Origin of the sequence: Streptomyces sp. UG1 (assembly GCF_049974585.1) — a bacterium.
GTDB lineage: Bacteria > Actinomycetota > Actinomycetes > Streptomycetales > Streptomycetaceae > Streptomyces.
In genome coordinates this window covers 94,068-113,397 of record NZ_JBNGGG010000017.1, presented here as the reverse complement: position 1 = coordinate 113,397, position 19,330 = coordinate 94,068, and the positions used below count along the sequence as shown (strand labels likewise).

The following is a 19,330-nucleotide window of genomic DNA, read 5'->3' as shown; positions in this document are numbered from 1 at the left end:
CCGGATGACCGGCTCGGGCATTAAATTCGCGCCCTCGGCGGGCTGCTGATCGCATCGGTCACAAAAAAAGTTCGAAATATCAGCCAGATCGTGCGACACACCGGCTCAATTGGCGGATGGCCTCACGCAAACCCCTCTACCGTGTGAGGCGTGAGCAGCAGCGGCCTCATCTACGCAGTCATTGTCGGGGCCTGGGCCGCCTACTTGGTGCCGATGTGGCTCCGTAGGCAGGACGAGCTGAACGAGGCCCGTCCGACGGAACGCTTCAGCACAGCCATCCGGTTGCTGTCCGGACGGGCGGGGATGGAGCGCCGGTACGCCAAGGACCTGCGCGCGCGCTCCACCGAGGAGGGGGAGCCCAGCGCAGACGGACCGGGCGATGCCACCGATTCGGTGGACGTCCGGGCCTTCGCCGTGCCTCCGGCCCGTCCGCAGGCCCAGGCGACGGCTCAGGCGCAGGCGTCCGGGCGCCCGGAGCAGGCGCGCGAACCCGCCCGTGAACCCGCCCGCGAACCGGTGGCCAAGCCGACGCCCGAGCGCGCCGGCGGACCCGCGGCCGAACCGGGCCCCGGCCCGGCGGCGGCCAAGGCACGCAAGCGGGTCCCCGCCGCCCGGCGTCCCCCCTCCGGGGAAGCGGCCGCGGCGCGGGCCCGGCGCTCGAAGGTGCTCGCGCGCCGCAGGCGTACGACGGTCGTCCTGTTCCTCGCCTTCACCCTCGGCGCGATCGTCGCCGCCGTCGGAGGACTCGCCTTCCTGTGGGCTCCCGGCGTTCCGGCCCTGCTGCTGAGCGGGTACATCGCGTATCTGCGCTCCCAGGAGCGCCGCCGCTTCGCCTACCAGATGGACCGGCGCCGCGCCGAGGTGGCGGCCCAGCGGCTGCGCGAGCACGCCCGCCAGTCCCGCCGACGCGGGAGCGCCGACGCCGGGCCCGGCGCCGACGAGCCCGACGAGGGGGCCGAACCAGGCACCGACACCGGGCTGTCCGCCCTCGCCGCCGACCGGCGCGCCCTCGTGGAGCAGACCGATCACGCCGAGTGGGTCGACCAGCAGCGCGAGCGGCAGCGGCGGCCGGGCCACGGCGAGAGCTGGGACCCGGTCCCGGTACCGCTGCCGACGTACGTCACCGCGCCGGTCGCCCCGCGCGCCTCCGCCGAGGTGGACCTCGGGGCGCCGGACGCCTGGAGCTCGGCGCGGTCGAGCTCCGTCGCCCGGGACCGGGAGACGGGCGCCGAGGCCGCCTCGGCAGGCCGGGACGCGGAAGCGGGCCGGGCGGCTCGCGGCGAGGACAGGAGCGAGGACAGGAGCGAGGACAGAAGCGAGGACCGGGCCGATGGCGAGGGCCGCGGCGACGCCCGCCGCCGGGCCGTCTCCGCCCGCCGGGCGCGCGAGCGGGGCCGTACGCCGCTGTTCGACCAGTACGAGGACGGCGACCGGCCGCGCGCGGCCAACGAGTAGCCGCGCCTTCGGCCGGACAGCCGCGCCTGCCCCGGACAGGACGGCCGACCAGCAACGGATTTCCGAGCAGCCCGATCGGGGTGCTAAAGTTTCACTCGTTGCAAGGGCCTGTGGCGCAGTCCGGTAGCGCACCTCGTTCGCATCGAGGGGGCCAGGGGTTCAAATCCCCTCAGGTCCACCATGGACGAGCTATTGGAACATACGGCCAACCGTATGCCACCCAGTAGCACGTCCAAGGTGCCCAAGGCAGCGCCCTTCCCCTGATGGGGGAGGGCGCTTTCGCCGTTCTGGGGCACAGTCTCCGAGGCACCTGGTGTGGTGGCCGCCTCATCGTTTCGAGGCCGTTGTCGGCCGAGCTGGGCGCTGTCGGTGCCCTCAGCGCTCGGGCTGGCCGCGTCAGCCGGCCGCCGAGTTCGCTCCTGCTGCGTGGCGTGTAGCCGCGCGAACGGCTCTTTCAGTTCGTGCTCCAGAGACAGCCGCCCCGAGACTCCGTCTTCGTCCTCCTCGACGTACAGCCCCTCGAAGATGGCTTGGTTGAGCATCCGGCGCTGCTCGTCGTTGCACCGCAGGTACAGCGCATGCGGGTCTTCAAGGAGCTGCAAGCTCACCTCAATGAGACGAGCCGCCTCGCCGAGGTCGTTGTCTGTCTCGCCGAGCCGCTGCTGAAGTCGTTGGCGCTGCCTCTCGATGTCGTGCAGGCGGCTGCGGATCTTGGCTTGTGGCAGGGTTCCGTCGGCCGCCAGGTCGAGCAGGTTGTTCTCGCGTGTGTCCAGCTCGCGCAGTTCCCGTGAGAGCTGCTGGTGCAACAGCTTGGCCGACGCCTTCTCCTCACCAACAGCCTCCGCTAGGTGGGACCGTACGTCAGCGACGAACTGCGGGCTGAAGCGCACGCTCGCGTAGTGGTCCTCCACGGCTTCCTCCAGGCGGCCGACGTTGACGTACGGCAGCTCGCAGGTGTGGCTGTAGCGCCCGGTGCAGAAGAAGTAGGTGTAGACGTTGCCGTGACGGTTCTTGGCGTGCGAGAGGATCATGCGGCTCTTGGTGCCGCTGAGGTGCTTGCACCGTCCGCAGAACAACGAGCCCTTGAGGTAGTGGTGGTGCACCCGACGCCGCTCGTCGGCCACGCTGCGCGACTCAAGGATGCCCTGCACCCGCTCGAATAGCTCGTCGTCGATGAGGTGCTCGTGCCGTCCCTTGTACTCCTGGCCTTTGAACCGTACGAACCCGATGTAGTACCGATCCCGCAGTAGGTCGGACAGCTTGCTGATCGAGATCTGCGTCTGCGTGTACCGGCCGTTGGTCCTCATCCTGAGCCCGCGGTCGTATAGCTCGTCGGAGAGATCGGCCAAGGTGTAGTCACCAGTGGCGTATAGCTCGAAGGCCAGCTTGACGAGCGGGCCGCGCTCCGGGTCCACGACTACGGTGCGGATCTCGCGGCCGTCGCCCCGTTCGATGACGTTGAGGTACCCCACGGGTGCCCGCCCCAGGGTGCCGCCGTTCTTGGCCTTCTGTTCCATCTTGTAGGCGATGTCTGCGCCGGACTGGCTGGAGGCGTACTCATTGATGACCGCCAGCATGCCGTGCAGCATGCGCCCGGTTGGAGTGTCGTCGATGTTCTTCTCGACGGCCGAGACCAGCTTGACGCCCAGCTTCTCCAGCGTGGCCACCATGATCGCGTCGTCCAGCCGGTTCCGCGCGAAGCGACTGAGCATGTAGACGATGACGTAGCGGACATTCGGGTGCTCCCGGATGTAGGCGATCATCTGCTGAAACTCAAGGCGCTGGTCAATACTCTTGGCGCTGCGCCCCGGATCGATGAACTCCGCCGCTTTTCTTGAGTCGAGCTCGTGACCGCGCTCTTCCACCTTCTCCCGCTGCGCGGGGATGGAGATCCCTTCGGGGTTATAGTCGGTGTTCACCTGATCCTTGGTAGACACCCGCAGGTACGCGACGTAGTCGTTCCCGGTGACGCGGTCGGCTGGATTCTTTACTCCTGCCATGTATTACCTCCTTCTGCTTCGGTGATCCCTGCCGATTCGCTGGTCACCATTTTCTTTATTTGCCTTACCACTTCCATTTTACCTCCGTTATTGCTAATTACGTACAGTGACTTTGCGGTTACTAGCTAGGGTGGGTCCGTTTAGGCGCCACCCTCGGCGACGAACCTGGAAAATTTGTCTTTCGTGACCACACGAAACATGCCCGTAGCGAACGACTTTCGTGTGGTGGACTCCGTTTTTAGGGCCGCTTCAATCGTTCCCTTGCGTCGTTCGTCCGGCACCACGAAGGCCACGACCGGGAATACCTCGTGCTCACTCTGGTGGACTCCCGTGGCCGCATACTGCTGGTAAGTCGTGGCCTTGCGGACAATGACCGGGGTGTGCTCGGTGCCGAGGTCTGCCTCAAGAAACCAGTGGTCCTCAAAGTCTCCGCCGGCGGTAATGGCGAACAAGTCCGGCTTGAGCCACTGCTTAGCCCCGTGTGGAGCCAAGAACGTCCTCCAGCAGTCCGGCTCACTCTCAAGGTTGACCAACTCAACGGCGCCGTTGTCGGCCAGTTCGTGAAGCTCCACCGCGAGCTCAGCCGTAGCTAGCGTATGGAACGTGAAGGCTGCCGACGGTTCGAGATAACGACGCCGCTTACCTTCGTCGCCGCCCTGTCGGATCAGGCGGTCACCAGCACTGGTCAATTGCCAGATGACGCCGGTCGAGCCAGCCCGGACACCGCCAATCCGTCGATGCAGCCGGGCGACCAAATCATGCGACTCCAGCCGCGAGAGCACTCGCATGGTGGCCACCGAGGCAGCCGCTACGGTAGCGTGCCGCTTGGGCGTCGATCCTTCCTCTGAAGTGCCCCGCGGTGTGCTCTGACCACCACTCGGAAAATGCAGCCGCCGAATCAATGCCGTGGTCAGCAGTCGGAATTTTCGCAGCGATCCCAGGATGCCAAGATCACGCTCCGAGAGCGTTGACTTCACACAAACTATGTCTCTTGTTTTCTTTTCCATGTTCTTTCCTCCCTTCCAAAATCCTCGTTGAGATCTTGGGCTTGTTTGTATGGATGTGGACGAGGTAGTGAGGGCCGCCAGCGGGATGGTGAAGATGAGCAGAGATGCGGGTCAGTCCCTTCCTGCCTCGTGCCCGAACTGCCGCCTGAGCTGGGCAAACTCCTCAGCTACCTCCGTCGCGAACTTAGTAGCGAAGACAGCACCGGTGACACGGTCTGGACAGCGCTTCCCGTGCGTTACCCGAGCGCTCATTGCGTACCTCTTCGCCGCTTACGCCCAATCGCGGTTGGTGCCTCTGGTGTCGGTGGCACTGCTGCGGAGGATTCCTCCGAGCTAGCCGTTTCCGAGCTCTCAGGTTTCGGCTTTGCTGGGCTGGCGTAATTGGCCCGGCTTACTGCCCGCACTTCCTCAACATCCGCCGTAACTGGCGGTGGCGGCAGAGTCTTGACCAATGCCCAACCAGAAGGCGCTCCGTCTGCCACCAAGTTCGCATACGCGTGATACCTCGGCAGGGCCACGAAGTCCTTGGCTTCCAGTCCTGGAGCCAGCTTCGCCATATCGCGGGCATCTTCGTACTCGCTAGCGAAAACAATCTTGCTGCGAGCATTGACGTCGACTGCGGTTCGTAGGGATGCCGGAAACTGGTCGCGGAACTGCGCGGCCAAGAACCAGCCGACCGACAGCGAGCGCGAAACCGCCAAGGCGTCGGCCAGCGACATGGGCAGGTGCAGAAATCGGGGGGCCTCATCGACGTATACCGTGCCCGGTCGCTCACTGGCGTATGGCTCATTGGCGCGTTCCTGGGTGGCTTGCCAAAACTCAGCAATTACCAGGCTGCCGAGCAGAGAAGCTGTCCCCGGCCCAATGAGCCCTTCGTTGAGGGGCACCAGCAAGACCTTGTTGTCTCGAAAGACATCCCGTAGCCGGAAGCGTCCCTCTCGCTGATCCAACATCTTGACCATGGCTGGTCGAAGTAGGAATTGTCTTAGTTTGTTCATGGGAGCCGCGATAATATTGGCTTGAGCTGCTGGCGACTGACTCTCGTACCAGGCCCAAAACTGAGCCAAGCCGACGTCGCTCTGTACCCAGCCAACAAACTGACGTCGGAAACCAGCGTCAGCCAGCAGGCGCGGCAAGTCCACCAGCGTTACCGGATGCTTCGAGTTGCTGCCCCGAGCCAAGGTGCGCAGGGAGGCACTGTAAATATCGGCTGTACGAGGACCCCAACCGTCCGCAAAGACACTCTTGAAGACCGACAAGATGCCGTCGACAACCACGTCGGGGTCACGGCCGGTGACGTCCAAAGGGTTGAAGCCAACCGGTGCTTCGTCGGCAGCATTGAGCTCTACCACGTCGTTCACTCGATGCTCTGGCATTCTCGCCAAGATGTCGTCGATGAGCTGCTGCTTTGGATCGAGAACGACCACCGGACGACCAGCCTGGATGTCCGCCAAAATGAGGTGGAGCAAGGCTGTGGTTTTCCCGGAACCACTCGGGCCGTAAGCGATTCCATGAAAGGTCTGGTCCTTTGGTGATATGCCCAGCAGGCGGTCATCTCCCGGCGCCGCGCTTCGGGCGAAGACCCGAGGCCCACGGTGCACGTGAGCCGCCGCGCGCAACGGTCGTGGGTGCAGCGGGTTGCCGGGCAAGTCGCCTTCACCGAGCGGCCAGCCGAGCAGACCAACCAGCTCGGAGACACCGAGCGTCAAGGGCCACAGCCAAGGCAGACGCACGTCGTTGAGGCGGTCGGCCGATTCGCGCACCAGGTCTATCTTCACGCCTGCACCTTGGGCCACCGTGATAGCGCTGAGCAGGCTCAGGATTCGGTTTCGGCGCCGGCGCGTATCTGGTCCAGCTACACCGAGCCGGATGGTGGCTGCGGCCCCGGCTTGTGACTGGCGTTCCCTGAGCCGAGCCCGGGTGTCGGTACTGGCCCGGACTTCGCCCGCTACCAGCTTCTGCACCAAGGAAGCTCCGGGGTCCGGAACATCCTTGGCCATGGTCCGGGGCTCTCGCCGCGGACCCAAGACGATCTGTATCGCCAGGGCCTCGTCGGACTGGAGTGGCGTCGTCAAGGCGGAAAGCAGCGCCCGCGAGGTGGCCTCGGCAACGTCGCTACGTAGCGGCATCCCTGCCGGGCGAAGCCGTAGGCGTCCGGCCACGTCGACCCGAGGTCGAGCCGGAGGCCGTCCGTTGTCGGACTGCATGAGCAGAGAGCCCGGTAGGAAATCTGCGAACAGGCACCGCAGTTGGGGCACTTCTGCCGAGCGACAGCCCAGCAAGTAGCGGACAGAGCCGCGTTCGCTCCTTGCCTCCAACACCAGCCGAGAGGCGGTGCGTTCGGCGGCCAGACGGCCCAGCAGCACCAGCACAGATGCCTCACTGAGTGGGCGAGGCAAGTGCAGTTCCGAGAACAGCAGCTCGTTACCCCTGTGGTTGGCCATGTCGAGCCTTCCCCTCGGGTTGGTCGTCGTCCTGGTGGGCTTCGGCGGCTTGCTTCTCGGCCTCGGCCTGAGCCAGTGCGATGAGTGCCCGGCCCAGCTTGCGTAGGTCAACCTCTTTGCGCTGGACGCCTCGCACCACGAACCGGCGCTCGGGCTTGGGACTTCGTTTGCTTCGTTTTGCCATATATCTCCCTTCTGTTACTTCGCTTAATGGTTGTGTTACCGGTCACTCGGCACTGGGAAGCCGGGGAGAACAACATCGCTCTCGATCTGGTCTCCCCAGACGCTCCAGTCGCGGTTGCTCGGTGGACGGCGTCGGGCAAAGAGCTCGCAGAACGGACCCTCTGAAATCCGCTCAATCACGGCGTACTGCTCGTCGGGCTTCCTGGAGTGCTCCTGTACCGGCGCATTGATCCACGTTGGCTGGCTGCGGAACCTGACCGGTGCGTTACCTTTCGTAGCGAAAAGCAGCGTTTCAGTGGCATTGCGCAGGTAGTTGCCAAGCCCCAACCGAAACTTGACCCAGGTCAGCGGCGAGCGGACCGTGAAGCCCCACGCCTCGGCGACGTCGAAGCCGTCGCGCAGTGTGGCGTTTGTGGTCCAGAGCCACAGGTGGGCGTCTTGTTCCGCCAGTTCGGATACCGGCAGCTCGATGATGCGCTCCCGGCTCATGAGCCGGTAATGCCGTTCAGCACCCTTGGCGCCCTGCTGGTGCGTCTCCCACGGGGGATCCGCCAGGATGGTCCGGAACCGGCGCGGTACGTCCGACGACCCTCCGTCCTCCTGCACTTGATGGTTTGTCACGTTCTTACTTTCCCTCCTTTCTTCGATGTCCCGATGCACCTATTGCACCCGGGCACACTTCTAGCTATTACAGAACTCGTCTGAAATGAAAAGGTGTTGGTTCGGGCGAAAGATCGCACGAAGACACAGGCGAAGAAACGCCTGTGCCTCTCTGTTGGCTCCGCGTTTCTGGTACGCGGGTCTGCAACGAACTTTCTTGTTGTGGAATGGTCTACGGGGACCATGACTCGCCCGGATAGCGAGCCACGGTCCTACCAACGCCGGCCGCGCCAGTGGAGGATGGCTCCACCTATCCCACTCAGGATCGCCAGGGGCGCCAACACCGGGATTAGGGGAACGAGAATCTCGTAGACCAACCGAGCCCCGATGGCGATTGCCAGCAAGAGGGCGACCGTCCGGAGGGCGGTCGCCGCCATGCCTTCGAAGCCGTTGTTCACGGCTGGTAGTCTTCGTAGGCTGTCGAGTTGGCGAACTCGTCAGCCCGCAGCAGCTCGGCCAACAGCCGACGCTTGGCAGCTTCCTTACGAGCCCGTTCCTCGTCGTAGGCGGCCGTGAATGCCTCCTGGAATGAGTCCGTCAGAACCCGGATGGTCCTCGACTTGAGCAGTTCCAGCGGTACAGCGACCGCTGTGGCGGGAGTACGGTTCACTCCTTGCTTCCTTTCTCTTTCTTTCGCATGATGTCGGCGATGCGCTCCAAGCCCTCCGCCGTCTTGATGGCGTCGCGGTTCTTCTGCCATTGCCGGATGCGGCCAATGACGTAGGCGACCGCGATGATCGCCACGATTTCCAGACCGCTCACGTGCTCCTCCGGAATGCCGCTCGACGCATCCGCCTCTCGGCTTCACGTACTTGGGCGCTGATCTCTTGCTTGGCTTCCGTCTCGATGAGCTGGATGTAGGTCTGGCGGTCGAGCTCTCGGATGTAGAGCCAGACACGATCCAGACCGACACCCAGCAGCACCAGGCACAGCCCGATGAAGGTGGACATCTGTCAGGCCAGGTCGTTCCCGAAGCGGTGAACCTGCTTCGCGATTGCCCCGGCTGCCGTGTTGGCGATGAGAGCCAGGGCCTCGGCGGCGTCGGGGCAGGCCTTCTCAAGGTCCATTTGCGTACGCTTGAGGAGAGCGACCTCTCCCATCGCGTGCTCGGCCACGGTTGAGATGGCCCGTGTGCGCATCTGCTCGACGTGGAGCTCTCCGGCCACCTGCCGGAGCTCGTTCCGTACTTGTCGGGAGACCGGCATGCCTGCCGGCCTGCGCATGAGTTCACTCATTGGTGAGTTTCCTTTCCGCTGTTGATTTTTGAGTCTGAGGGCCCAGTTGGGCCCTTTTGGCTGTCGCTCTGTGGCGATGGCTAAAAGCTGGCAGGGAGAGTCCGGCAGGACAACTGCCCTTGCCGCTGGAAGCAGCAAAAGTGCAGGTCAGAGACACTGGTAACAGGATCCTGTTACCAGTGGAGAGTGGTAATGGCCGGGCCTACGACTCGTTTTCCGGCTCCATGAGGCTCACCAGACGTCGTAGAGCAAGCTCCCCGGCATGGCGCACGGGGTCATGGAGGTTTTCGCCTCGTTCGGCTTCGTAGTAGGCGTTGGTGAGGCGGAGGATGTCGGCGGGTGTTAGCTCAGGGTCTTCGACCGAATCATCAAGCAGATCAAAGGCTTTAGCCCTCACTTCTGCGTCAGGATCTCGAAGAAATTGACACCATAGGTCAAGGCCTGAATCGTGGTCCACTTGTGCAAGTGATCGTCCGTAGCGGACTACATGCCAGCGGTCTTTGGCAAGTGGACTACCGGCAAAAAAAGTGAGTACGTCTCTAGCTCTTTGCACATCGCGAGTAGAGATAGTTTCGAGGTAATTATGCATCTGTATGATCAGAGCTAGGTCATCGTGACTATCTTCAAACTCAATGAGCTCCGAACTCGCGTCAGGATTTATATACTCACGCTCGGCGGCTATTCGATAGAGCGCCAAGAAGTCCTGCGGCGCAAGTGCGTCCATGGCATCGTAAAGGGAATACTCTTCTCTGGACTCCTGTTCTGATTGCTGTTCCGGTAATTCTTCTTTCATTATGTCATTTATGGCATAAATCCAAAACAAATGCAATAGCTTCTTGTGTCGAGTGATATAATTTTGCTGATTGGGGTAGGGATGTAGCTTGGGAAATAAGTCAACGTATCCACTAAAGAGCACGCTACAGGCGCTTAGTAATCGCGCTGGTATCCAGGCTCCACGGGATACCCTACTTAAAGCACTAGGCGAAGAGTTGTGTCGCTTGTGGGAAATCTCGTCAAGTGATGACGTGCGTGATATACGGAGAAAAGTCACCAGTCAGTTAAATCTTTTGATCAAAGAACTACCCCTGTCCAAGGAGCTCGTAGCGTTCACGCGAGATGAATATTTTGAGTCCCTGCGGGCTAGTTACGGGATTCCCCTTAACGACGGCTCGCGCCCTTCGGGGGGCACTAAGATCGAGCGCCAGAAGTGGTTTCTTAAGCGTATCAATAGGGGAAAATGGCCTGGGGAAAACAGTCGCGGCTCCACTGAATCTATTGATCTTTACGTAGTAGAGTTTGCTAGATATGCTGCGGAGAGATTGGAGCCTGGACGACAGAGACTCTCATCTCGAGCTTCAACCGATTCGGAACAAATAACTGTTCCAGTAGAAGCGCCGACAACGGATAGCCGTACTCATGTACAGGAGGGTGCTCCTTCCTCCAGCGTCGAAGCAGCCATCATCCCCGAACAGGCAGTCACCAAGCCTCTCCAAGAACCAACAGCCGGTGAGCCAGCGCTAATCGACCAACCTGTTTTCACCGACATATCTATTCAATCAGACGCCTCGTTGACGCTGTCCGAGGAGCCACAACGCAACGAGCCGGACTCGCCAGAGCCACTGCCAGAGCGCAAGGAATCTACAAGGACCTTCCTCATTCGGCAGGCTTTCGTTTCTCTTGCTCTCGCTGTGACATTGCCTTTTACGTTCCTGTCGTGGCCTAACGACACAGAGGGGACTGGAGAAGAGTGGCCCGGCGACACACTCAACTCTTCGCCAAAGCCGCCGGCGAAGCTCCCCATCGGTGATGCGCTCAACGTAAACGCATACTCCGTGACGGGCATGAACGGTGCATGGAGCGCGGCCGTTCCCGATAACAAAGTTGATCTGGTAACCAAGCCGTTGCAGGGCTACAACTCTATCGGGGTAGATAAGCTCCCTGCGGGCTTCCGGAACTCACTTGAAGAACATGGCTACCTGCTCGGCGAGTTGCGCATCCAGTTTGCTGTCAAACGACTAGACGATGACAAGAAGGACATCGAGATTATCGAGGTTCGCCCTGTAGACATCAAGAAGCAACTCATGCCTACAGGTGCTGCCTTTCTGATGCCGCCCAGTAAGGATAGTGACTGGGTCAGCGAGGCTGAGTTCTATATGGGAACTCCAGCTATGGAGGCTGTCTATCCGGCCGACGATGACGATGCCGGCACCCCTTACTTCCAGGAACAACGTAAGACTCTCAACTTCCAAGGAGATGAGGAAGTTTTTAGTCTAGCCTTCTTTGCCTTTCAGGGTGCGTACACCTTCAAGATTGCTGTGGACTACGAAGCAGGCGGCAGCCAGTACAGAACCTATGTCACCGACGAAAACGGTCCAGAGACATTCAAGCTGACAGCCGATCCATGTCCTCATGCTACGCCGGCGCAAGAAAAGCTCTACGGTTACCCTTCCAAAGCTGATCTAGAAGCCGTGCAGGGCATCAGGTACGGCGAGCTGTGGATCCCCTCGCGACGTGAGCTAGCGGGTGGAGAGTCAGAGAGCATGCTTGCCCATTATCCTGGGAAGTATACGACTGCTGCCACGAACTGTGCTCGTGGAAATTCATAGGTGGGAGAGCGCATTGGCATCTAGGAATCGACTACTGCCAGCGCTCCTTCTCATCTTGGTAGCAGGGAGTTTTGGCTGGTGGTTTTTTAGCCGTGGAGAGGACCTCCCCAACCCTTGTGAGCACCGTCAGGACGATTGTTTGGGGATCCGGGAAGGAGACTTTGACGGCGACGACAAGAAAGATAGAGCAGCATTGCTCTTGAAAGGAAGCGGCGACGGAACCGGAGAACTGAGTATCAATGTGTCATTCGGTAATGGTGGTAGCCGTTCTCAAATTATCGTCGACAAGAAAGAGTACAGCGCTCACCAGCTCACAGAGCCAAAATGGCTTAACTGGAGAGAGCCAGTCGACCTAAACGAAGACGACCAGGACGATCTCTTCGTTGTTGGGCTTGCCGGTGGTCGCTCGATCCTTGTTTGGCACTTCGAGTACCAAAGCGGTGAACTCAAGCCACTGCGCGGCTTGGGAGACGCTTCCTGGTTCAATCACGGCACATGGGGGAACTCGACAGGCATCACATGCCGGGAGCGAAACGGGCGCCCGGAGATTGTGTTTGTTACGTTGAGCCGCGACTGGGATAGCCGTTCCAAGGAAGATCTTTTTCGAGGTGCCACGACATTCTACCGCGCTGACGATCGGGGTGCGTTCGCCGAAGTCAGCCAGGACGAACTGACTTATCCGGCTGCCGACTTCAAGGACGGCTGGCCGTCCGAACTGGCCCAGTACGAGGGGCTCAACTGCCCAGGGCTTGTGTACCCCGGTTGGTGAACTGCCTACCCCAACCCCACCCGACACCACACCACCTTGCCGCCGCTCGGCGGCTGGAAGAATCCCCACTCCTTGGCGAGACTCTCCACAATGATCAGCCCCCGGCCGTTCTCGGCCTGAGAGCTGACGGTCCCCTTACGCACAGGCGGCTGGTAGAAGCCGTCTGCTACCTCAACTACCAGCTCGCCGGGCAGGTAGATCAGCGTCAGCGAGATGCGCGCCACCAGAGCGCCCAGAGTCTCCTCGGTAATGAGCACTGCGTTCGTGACCAGCTCGCTGACGCACAGCTCCACCGTGTCGATCCGCTCCGGCACCAAGCCCCAGGCACTGAGGACATCACGGGTGTGGCGACGAGCCCAGGGCGAGGCGTCACGCTGTGCGGCAAGCTCCAGCCGGCTGACCAGTCGTGGGTTACTCACGGCCCGCCTCCTGGCTCTGAGGGGCGGTCTCTTCGAACGGCTCGACCAACCAGAGCTGGCCGCCAATCTCGCGCTCTACCTCGTCCCGCATGATCTCCGCCAACACGGGAATCTGGTGCAGGTGTTCGGGCGAGGGCATGACGACGTGGGTCACGTTCTTCATGCGGCTGTGCGCTACAACTTCTTGCCACGCCTTGAGCTGCTGCCACTGGGCCTCGACGAACACATCTGCGAGAACCAGTCCGTTGTTCTCGGCGAAGACCACCAGGTCTCGTTGGAGACGTAGAACGTCGTCGATGCCGAGCCCCGGCAGCATGCGGAGATAGCCGTAGGCAAGTCGGGGTGAAGCAGGTCGCATGGTCGGCTCCTTGCCCCGTCCGCTGGACGGGTAGAAAAACGGGGGTTACCGAGCCTGCTTAGGTCTCCCACCTGCGCCAACTACGGCCGTACATACGCCGGTATACCTCCGGCGTATTGCCGCCCACGGGCCCCGTATGGCAATACGCTGGGTTGGGTAAAACCAGTGGCAACAGGGGCGGGAGTACAGCGGCATGGCACCACAACCACCAGCCCGCTATTGCCAGTGCGGTACCCGCCTGGCCAGGGATAACGCCGGAGATCGGTGTGGGGCCTGCGCCCGCCAGGAGCGCGGTTCAGCCGGCCAACCACCCGTTCTCCCTGCCGAGTTCTGGCAGCACCCGCAGATGCGCGAGGCCCTGGAGAGCTGGCACTTCGGGAAGGTGCTGTACGCCTACCGCACCCACCCGCACCACGAGCGCCCCATCTCCCAGGGAGCCGTCGCCAACTGGCTCGGCTTGACCCAGGCGCAGCTCAGCCGCATCGAGAATGGTCCTGCCCCTCAGGACCTCTCCAAGCTCATGAGTTGGGCGCATAGCCTCGGCGTTCCGGCCGATCTACTTTGGTTCAAGCTCCGAGGCAGCGAAAGTCAGTTCGCCGCTCCCACTCCGAAACAGCCGGAAGAGACCGACCACCCCAAGCCAGAGCAGTCGTCCCAGACCCAGGGCTCAACGCTGCTCCCCGTCGTGGTCGACGGACAGACCGTCTTCGTACCCATCGACGCCTCCACGCTGGCGACCAGCGGCCTCGGCAGCCTGTCGGCAATCCCAGCCGACAGCACCACGAGCGCAGAACACGAGGCCATGAGTCCGCTTCACCGTAGAACCCTGCTCAGCGGCATTGCCGCTGCCGCCCTCCCGGGTCTGGGCCTGGAAGAGCTCCAGCGCGTAGCCAACGCCCTGGACGATTCCCCCCGCTACCAGGGCGGCCCGGTCGCCGACTACTTCCGCACCCAGCTGGATCACGCCAAGCGCGACGACGGGCGCTTGGGTCCCAAGAAGATCCTGCCGGTCGTCCTCGGGCTGCTGGGGGCCATTGAGCAGCACGCCCGCAACATCAAGCCCAAGGCTCGCCGCGAGCTGCTGTCGGTCGGGGCGGACGGAGCCGAGTTCGCCGGATGGCTGTACCGCGACATCCACCAGCCCGGACAGGCCGGCTTCTGGTATGACCGGGCCATGGAGTGGGCTCAAGAAGCCGACGACGCAGCCATGCAGGGGTACGTTCTGCTCAAAAAGTCACAAATGGCCTACGATGACCGTGATGCCCTGCGAGTGCTCACCCTGGCCCAGGCCGCTCGGCACGACCGGTGGCAGTTGCCAACACGGGTCCATGCCGAGGTCACCCAGCAAGAGGCCCTCGGCCTGGCCATGACCGGCGAACCGTTGGACGCCGTCAGGCAGAAGCTCGACGAGTCACGCAGTCTTCTGACCGAGGTGCCCGGCGATGACCCGAACCCCCTCGGGGCGTACTTCGCCGAGGACACCCTGATGCTCCGCAACGCCGTGACGTACACCGAAGCCGGGAAGCCGAGCATGGCTGTGGAGCTGTTCGGGGAGGCAATCTCCTCCGGGACGCTGTCACGGCGGGATACAGGGTTCTTCAATGCGCGGCGGGCGGCTGCTGTGGCGCTCTGCGGTGAGCCCGACGAGGCCGCCGAACTCGGCCGGGTCTCTGCTGAGGTAGCCCACACCATGAAGTCAGAGCGGACCCTGCGGGTACTCGGTGAAGTCCTACACACCTTGGATCGCTGGAGTAGCCGGCCTGCGGTACGAGACTTCCGCGAAGCTCTGCGAGCTACGTGAGAGTTATAGAGGGGTGGTCACCCACTCCGCCACCGTCCGAATCACGAAGGCTTGCCACTCCTGGCTCTGAGGATTGAGGTACTGCGGGTCGTCGTGGACAGCGAAGCCGTGCTGTGCGCCCTCGATCTCGACCAGTTGGCACGGTGCCCGGAACTGGGAGACAGCCGACTTGGACGATTCGAACGGTACGAGGGTGTCCTTGGTGCCGTGCACGATGAGGGTTGGAGCCTTGACGTCACCGAGGGCTTCATGGGGACGCAACCAGAAGACTTCGTTGAAGATGGGCCGCCCGTGCTTGAGCGTCGGCGTGAACTGGATGAAGCCCTCCGAGGCCAACTGCCGTGCTGCCTCCTCCTGGAGGTAGTCGTTCTCCCAGAACGGCCGACTGTCGATGGTGCGTTTTTTGTAGTCGAGCTGGGGGTTGAAGAGGACCAGGCGGGAGAGCTCGTCCGGACGCTGGGCGGCGTAGTAGGCACAGATACCGCCGCCGAAGCTGGCTCCAAGCAGTGTGACGTCTACGGCTCCGGTTGCCTCGCGGACGTATGTCAGCACAACCCGAATGTCGTTGAGGATGGCGGAGAGCGTGAGGTCTTCCTGGCGACCCTCGCTCTGCCCGTGCCCGCGGAGGTCGAAGCGCAGCGAGGCCACACCGGCCTCGGCCAGCCCGGTCGCCAGCCGTGTGAAGAAGCCGCCTTCTTCGCGAGTGACACCTCCACCATGGACGAGCACCACGACTCGGGAGGTTGGTTGCTCCGGCGTAACCAAGGTGCCCGCCAAGAGGAGGCCGTCGAGGGTGCGGACGCTCACGTCAGTTGAAGGCATGGCGACCAGCGTAGGGAGTGTGGGGTGGTGGTGGCCAGGTGGAGCTGATTGCATGCCGGTGGCGGTTCGGGGCTCGGCTAGTGGGCCGGCGGGGTGGGTGGTCACTCGTCCGTTTGTACCTCGTGGTCGCCGTGGCCCTTGAAGCGGAGCCGAACGTCTATCGATCGAGGTAGACGTCTTTCCCAGCTTTGAGTCGCTGTTCGTATATGCTGATTCGTTCGGCGATTGCGTCAATAGCTATCCGCAGCGCTTCGTCAGCATAAAGTGACTGAGTGGTGTGAGTCGGGTTGTCGAAGTCCCACATCGTTACGGCTGCTTCATAGATCCCCTCGTCGGGGAACTCGTCAAGAAGCAACTCGTAGGGTGAACCACCCCAGTTGGTACCCGGGATGCCGTACTTGCCTGAGTGTGGTGATTTGACAGACGCTTCCCGATTTTCGTCGAACGGGATGCGGAGCTCGATCAGGAGATGCTGACTCTTGAGGCTGGTTCCGATTCGGTTCTCTGGACGGCTGGCTGTAATTGCCCAACCAGCAGCTTTGTACCAGCGATACCAGGTGCGTACTCCATATAGTCCCTTTGGGATCTGCCCGGGGTATCTCGCGCGAAAGACCTGCTCCGGCGCATATTTCCGCAGGTGAGTGATAGCTTGATCGAGTTCCGGCATCAGGTCACGAGCAGCTGCAATTGCTTCGCGCTTCTCTTGCTCGCGACGGGCCACCGAGGCAGCTATCTCAGCTTGTTGTTGCTGCTCCTGGCTATTTTCGCTACTTCGCTTAGATCGCTGAGCGCTAAGTAGATCCTCGAATGAGCTATCGCTCTCGTCAGCCGTCTCAGGTGTAGTCGCGCCCGCACTCTCGCGGAATTTCTGGCCTGCCCTGAGCATCCTGTCCATAGGAGGGCCGAGCTTGACGTTGCAAGGCGCGCACTCGTTCGAATATAGGGGCGTGCCTGCGTAGCCACTGGCCTGATGAGAACCGCAGAAGGCGAGCCCGCAGTTGTGGCAGCGTCCGATGGCCAGTACGCCGCACTGGTTGATCTCACAGACAGCAGGATTCGACATGGGCGGAGCCTACTATCCAACGGGTATGACCACTAGGCCACTTGGCTACCTGCCGCGCGATCAGCTCAGGAGGCGCACGCGGCGTAAACCCCTGGATCGACTATCTGAGACAGGAAAGCGAAACCTTGCATTAATGATCAGAAAGCTATATCATGAAAGATAATTAAACTGGATTGATCAATGGATAGAGAGAGCGAGCTTTACGAGAGGAAGGAATTAAGTAAGGGTATGAGCTTTGCGGCCTGGGGTATGGTGGGCTGTGTCATCCCATTGCTCGGGCTAATTTTTGGAATGATCGCTATCGGCAAGGCTTCGATAGTTGACAGTGAATCCTTGGCCAACAAGAGCCAGAAGGTTAAGAGGGCTGGAATAATTGCGGTGGTGCTGTCGGTTGCAGTGGCAGCCCTATATGGGGTTGGCTACTACTTCATCTATCAAAACCATCAAGAAGAGGTTCGCGCAGAGGCGCGAGCGCAGATGGAGGCCGCCCGAAAACAAAAGGAAATCGAGCAACAGGAAGTGCTTGATAAGCAGTCAAGGCTTGACACTTGCCTGAATGATGCATACGAAGTTTATAAGGAAAACTGGGATGCCGACGTGAACTATCTTGGCCGTACTGATGGGCGGTTACCTATGAACTATGCACAGCAGCACGAAGATCGATTGAGCGAAGCAAAGGAGGAGTGTCACCAACGAGCGACAGATGGAACTCTTCCTCCAGCATGGGTAGAGGAATTTAACCAAGGGAACTATGACGCTTTCTAAATTTCCCAAACCTCCTGGTTCTCCAAAACGTCCGGCACCACGTAGTCGCGCGCTGCCGGATGAAGTTGAAGGATCTGCCGCAATGTCACCAAAGCCCGGTAGGCATCACGCATAAGCTTGACCTGTTCCTTGAACAGCGCGACGTTGTACTCGTCGGGCCTGATCGTGTGAGCGTTTGGGTTCCGCTTCTTGCGGACATCCTTCAGCGTCTTGATGGCGTGCTCGATCAGCTCAGGATTCTCACACCGGACCTTCGCCTTGATCCACTCGTCAAGGATTCGGATGGTCCCCCGCTGTGTGACAACAATGCGGTTATGCCTGTCGGTCCGCTCATCTTCGTACGGGACCTCGTTCTGGAAAAAGTCACGGTTGATATTGTCTGAGAGCATCTTGTCGAGGACACCTGCGAAGTTGGCCAGCTCGCGACCCGTCGGGCGGATCAGGTAACCGAAGTCATTGGGCCAATTCTCACTGTAGACGTTCCGGAAGAGTGGCGGTCGCCCGATGTGCTGTGCGAGGGCGTTGATCTGTTCCATCTCTTCCAAGAACGCCCTGAACAGGGAGAGCTTCTCGTGCCAGTCTCCCAAAATACTCGACCGCCAGTAGTCGGGGTGTGGAACAAACTTTTCTCTGTCGTCCTCCTGCTTGGCCTTCCAGATCTGCTGATGCTCAGGAGAAAGTGAAGACAGGTATCGCCGAAACACGACAACGCCCCATCCGTCGTCCTTTTGTAGCGCCAGGCCGAACGACTCAAGCAGGACCTGATCCCGCTCGGGCATGGTTGACTGCCCGAAGTGTTCATCGTGGATGCTGATCCTGCCGCTGATGTCGAAGCTGTAGTAGTAGCGAGGATCGTTGCGGTATGACTCCAGGATCGAAAGATCGAAGAAGTGGTATCCGAGGGCGGGATACCCGAGGGCAAGTTCGAGGCTGTACGGCCGGCCTCGGTATGTGTCGCGGTCCACAACCGACTCAAGGTGACCAATCGTGGGATAGAGACACGCGCTAGCCAGGTCGTTGGTTGCCAGCTTTTCAAGCTGCTGCTCTCGTGACTCCGGCTCGAACGCCAAGATATGGGGGTTGGGGTGCCGGTCGCCGTAGTTTACGTAAAGGCTGCCCGCTTCGACCAGCGGCCGGAGGAGCACTCGGAGGTCGTCCGGTTCCATTTCAAGGGCTCGCACCGGTAGGCCGTTGAAGTCGTGTGACTGCACGTAGAACTCGGTGGCCAGAGCCAGGAGATACTCGGGAGTTACCGATCTGAAGATCACGGCCACCTCAAGACTGGTGCGTGGGCTCTTGGTCGTCCGAAGGAACGACCCGCAGAAATTCTACTGCGTCGAGGGTGGCGGGATGCCAATGAGTTTTCTATGAAGCGGAGGCTCCGTCGCTGCTGCTGTGAGCATCCTCCGGCGCCTTCAGCCCCCGCACCAGCTCTCCTGGGTCGATACCGAGCGCCTCGGCAATCTTCAGGATGTTGTGCAGGCTGACGTTGCGCTGGCCTCGTTCGACCTGCCCGATGAAAGTCCAGTGCATACCGCTGTCGTCGGCAAGGCGTTCTTGGCTCTTGCCGAGCTCGTTCCTGCGGGTGCGTACCCGAGCCCCAAAGGTCTGGGCAGCGTCTGAGATGGGCTGTTTTGCCATAACAACGCCCAACTACATAAGTCCCAAGCGTTAAAATCCAGAGACCTTGTATCCCAAGACTCTGCATCCCATGACTTTGTGTCCTATAGTCGGGATCCAAGG

20 protein-coding genes, 1 tRNA gene and 1 pseudogene are annotated in these 19,330 nt (G+C 61.2%); 7 read left to right on the top strand and 15 right to left on the bottom strand.

Annotated elements, in window-relative coordinates; translation table 11 throughout:
* Window positions 1-150: 150 nt before the first annotated feature.
* From glpR to ACP4J3_RS20495, 3 genes are all read left to right on the top strand, one after another.
* Window positions 151-1,455: a gephyrin-like molybdotransferase receptor GlpR gene (gene glpR / locus ACP4J3_RS20505; RefSeq protein ID WP_426536410.1), complete on the top strand. Its 1,305-nt coding sequence runs from the start codon at window positions 151-153 to the stop codon at window positions 1,453-1,455.
* Between the two features lie 104 nt (window positions 1,456-1,559).
* Window positions 1,560-1,636: transfer RNA gene (locus ACP4J3_RS20500), tRNA-Ala, on the top strand.
* 349 nt (window positions 1,637-1,985) lie between these two features.
* On the top strand, window positions 1,986-2,246 hold the full coding sequence (locus ACP4J3_RS20495; protein WP_426536408.1) for a hypothetical protein: 261 nt from the start codon (window positions 1,986-1,988) through the stop codon (window positions 2,244-2,246).
* A 348-nt stretch (window positions 2,247-2,594) separates the two neighbouring features.
* On the opposite strand, the pseudogene ACP4J3_RS20490 reads toward ACP4J3_RS20495, so the two are convergent.
* The 9 genes and pseudogenes from ACP4J3_RS20490 to ACP4J3_RS20450 form a co-directional block, all read right to left on the bottom strand.
* Window positions 2,595-3,455 (bottom strand): annotated as a pseudogene (locus tag ACP4J3_RS20490) (recombinase family protein); the annotation flags it as partial.
* Between the two features lie 140 nt (window positions 3,456-3,595).
* Entirely contained in the window at window positions 3,596-4,462 is an 867-nt protein-coding gene (locus tag ACP4J3_RS20485) for a replication-relaxation family protein (RefSeq protein WP_426536406.1), read from the bottom strand.
* A gap of 248 nt (window positions 4,463-4,710) precedes the next feature.
* Window positions 4,711-6,240, bottom strand: a complete 1,530-nt coding sequence (locus ACP4J3_RS20480) for a type IV secretory system conjugative DNA transfer family protein (protein WP_426536404.1) — start codon at window positions 6,238-6,240, stop codon at window positions 4,711-4,713.
* A gap of 885 nt (window positions 6,241-7,125) precedes the next feature.
* Window positions 7,126-7,749: an MT-A70 family methyltransferase gene (locus tag ACP4J3_RS20475; RefSeq protein ID WP_426536402.1), complete on the bottom strand. Its 624-nt coding sequence runs from the start codon at window positions 7,747-7,749 to the stop codon at window positions 7,126-7,128.
* Between the two features lie 394 nt (window positions 7,750-8,143).
* Entirely contained in the window at window positions 8,144-8,359 is a 216-nt protein-coding gene (locus tag ACP4J3_RS20470; protein ID WP_426536400.1) for a hypothetical protein, read from the bottom strand.
* On the bottom strand, window positions 8,356-8,511 hold the full coding sequence (locus ACP4J3_RS20465; RefSeq protein ID WP_426536398.1) for a hypothetical protein: 156 nt from the start codon (window positions 8,509-8,511) through the stop codon (window positions 8,356-8,358). Before ACP4J3_RS20465 ends, ACP4J3_RS20470 begins: the two co-directional genes overlap by 4 nt.
* The gene (locus ACP4J3_RS20460; RefSeq protein WP_426536396.1) at window positions 8,508-8,699 is read right to left on the bottom strand and encodes a hypothetical protein; all 192 of its coding nucleotides are present in this window, start codon (window positions 8,697-8,699) and stop codon (window positions 8,508-8,510) included. Before ACP4J3_RS20460 ends, ACP4J3_RS20465 begins: the two co-directional genes overlap by 4 nt.
* Window positions 8,700-8,702: 3 nt before the next feature.
* The gene (locus ACP4J3_RS20455; protein WP_426536394.1) at window positions 8,703-8,984 is read right to left on the bottom strand and encodes a hypothetical protein; all 282 of its coding nucleotides are present in this window, start codon (window positions 8,982-8,984) and stop codon (window positions 8,703-8,705) included.
* Between the two features lie 202 nt (window positions 8,985-9,186).
* Window positions 9,187-9,777, bottom strand: coding sequence for a hypothetical protein (locus tag ACP4J3_RS20450; RefSeq protein ID WP_426536392.1), 591 nt, complete (start codon window positions 9,775-9,777; stop codon window positions 9,187-9,189).
* A 232-nt stretch (window positions 9,778-10,009) separates the two neighbouring features.
* Here ACP4J3_RS20450 and ACP4J3_RS20445 point away from each other — a divergent pair, with 232 nt between their 5' ends.
* Both ACP4J3_RS20445 and ACP4J3_RS20440 read left to right on the top strand, forming a co-directional pair.
* The gene (locus ACP4J3_RS20445; protein WP_426536390.1) at window positions 10,010-11,590 is read left to right on the top strand and encodes a hypothetical protein; all 1,581 of its coding nucleotides are present in this window, start codon (window positions 10,010-10,012) and stop codon (window positions 11,588-11,590) included.
* Between the two features lie 139 nt (window positions 11,591-11,729).
* Window positions 11,730-12,359, top strand: coding sequence for a hypothetical protein (locus ACP4J3_RS20440; RefSeq protein WP_426536388.1), 630 nt, complete (start codon window positions 11,730-11,732; stop codon window positions 12,357-12,359).
* 5 nt (window positions 12,360-12,364) lie between these two features.
* Here ACP4J3_RS20440 and ACP4J3_RS20435 read toward each other — a convergent pair whose 3' ends face one another.
* Complete coding sequence (locus tag ACP4J3_RS20435) at window positions 12,365-12,778, bottom strand: ATP-binding protein (protein WP_426536386.1); 414 nt, start codon at window positions 12,776-12,778, stop codon at window positions 12,365-12,367.
* Window positions 12,771-13,136, bottom strand: coding sequence for a hypothetical protein (locus ACP4J3_RS20430; RefSeq protein ID WP_426536384.1), 366 nt, complete (start codon window positions 13,134-13,136; stop codon window positions 12,771-12,773). The genes ACP4J3_RS20435 and ACP4J3_RS20430 overlap by 8 nt, the downstream gene beginning before the upstream one ends.
* A 346-nt stretch (window positions 13,137-13,482) precedes the next feature.
* Between ACP4J3_RS20430 and ACP4J3_RS20425 the strand changes: the two genes are divergently transcribed.
* Window positions 13,483-14,937, top strand: coding sequence for a helix-turn-helix domain-containing protein (locus tag ACP4J3_RS20425; RefSeq protein ID WP_426536382.1), 1,455 nt, complete (start codon window positions 13,483-13,485; stop codon window positions 14,935-14,937).
* A 3-nt stretch (window positions 14,938-14,940) separates the two neighbouring features.
* Here ACP4J3_RS20425 and ACP4J3_RS20420 read toward each other — a convergent pair whose 3' ends face one another.
* Both ACP4J3_RS20420 and ACP4J3_RS20415 read right to left on the bottom strand, forming a co-directional pair.
* The gene (locus tag ACP4J3_RS20420; protein ID WP_426536380.1) at window positions 14,941-15,744 is read right to left on the bottom strand and encodes an alpha/beta hydrolase; all 804 of its coding nucleotides are present in this window, start codon (window positions 15,742-15,744) and stop codon (window positions 14,941-14,943) included.
* A gap of 172 nt (window positions 15,745-15,916) precedes the next feature.
* Window positions 15,917-16,822, bottom strand: a complete 906-nt coding sequence (locus ACP4J3_RS20415) for a hypothetical protein (RefSeq protein WP_426536378.1) — start codon at window positions 16,820-16,822, stop codon at window positions 15,917-15,919.
* 180 nt (window positions 16,823-17,002) lie between these two features.
* Here ACP4J3_RS20415 and ACP4J3_RS20410 point away from each other — a divergent pair, with 180 nt between their 5' ends.
* Window positions 17,003-17,587, top strand: coding sequence for a hypothetical protein (locus ACP4J3_RS20410; RefSeq protein WP_426536376.1), 585 nt, complete (start codon window positions 17,003-17,005; stop codon window positions 17,585-17,587).
* Here the strand turns inward: ACP4J3_RS20410 and ACP4J3_RS20405 are convergent.
* Complete coding sequence (locus ACP4J3_RS20405; protein ID WP_426536374.1) at window positions 17,584-18,861, bottom strand: hypothetical protein; 1,278 nt, start codon at window positions 18,859-18,861, stop codon at window positions 17,584-17,586. The two genes, ACP4J3_RS20410 and ACP4J3_RS20405, sit on opposite strands and share 4 nt — an antisense overlap.
* A gap of 91 nt (window positions 18,862-18,952) precedes the next feature.
* Window positions 18,953-19,228, bottom strand: coding sequence for a helix-turn-helix domain-containing protein (locus ACP4J3_RS20400; protein ID WP_426536372.1), 276 nt, complete (start codon window positions 19,226-19,228; stop codon window positions 18,953-18,955).
* Window positions 19,229-19,330: the final 102 nt, after the last annotated feature.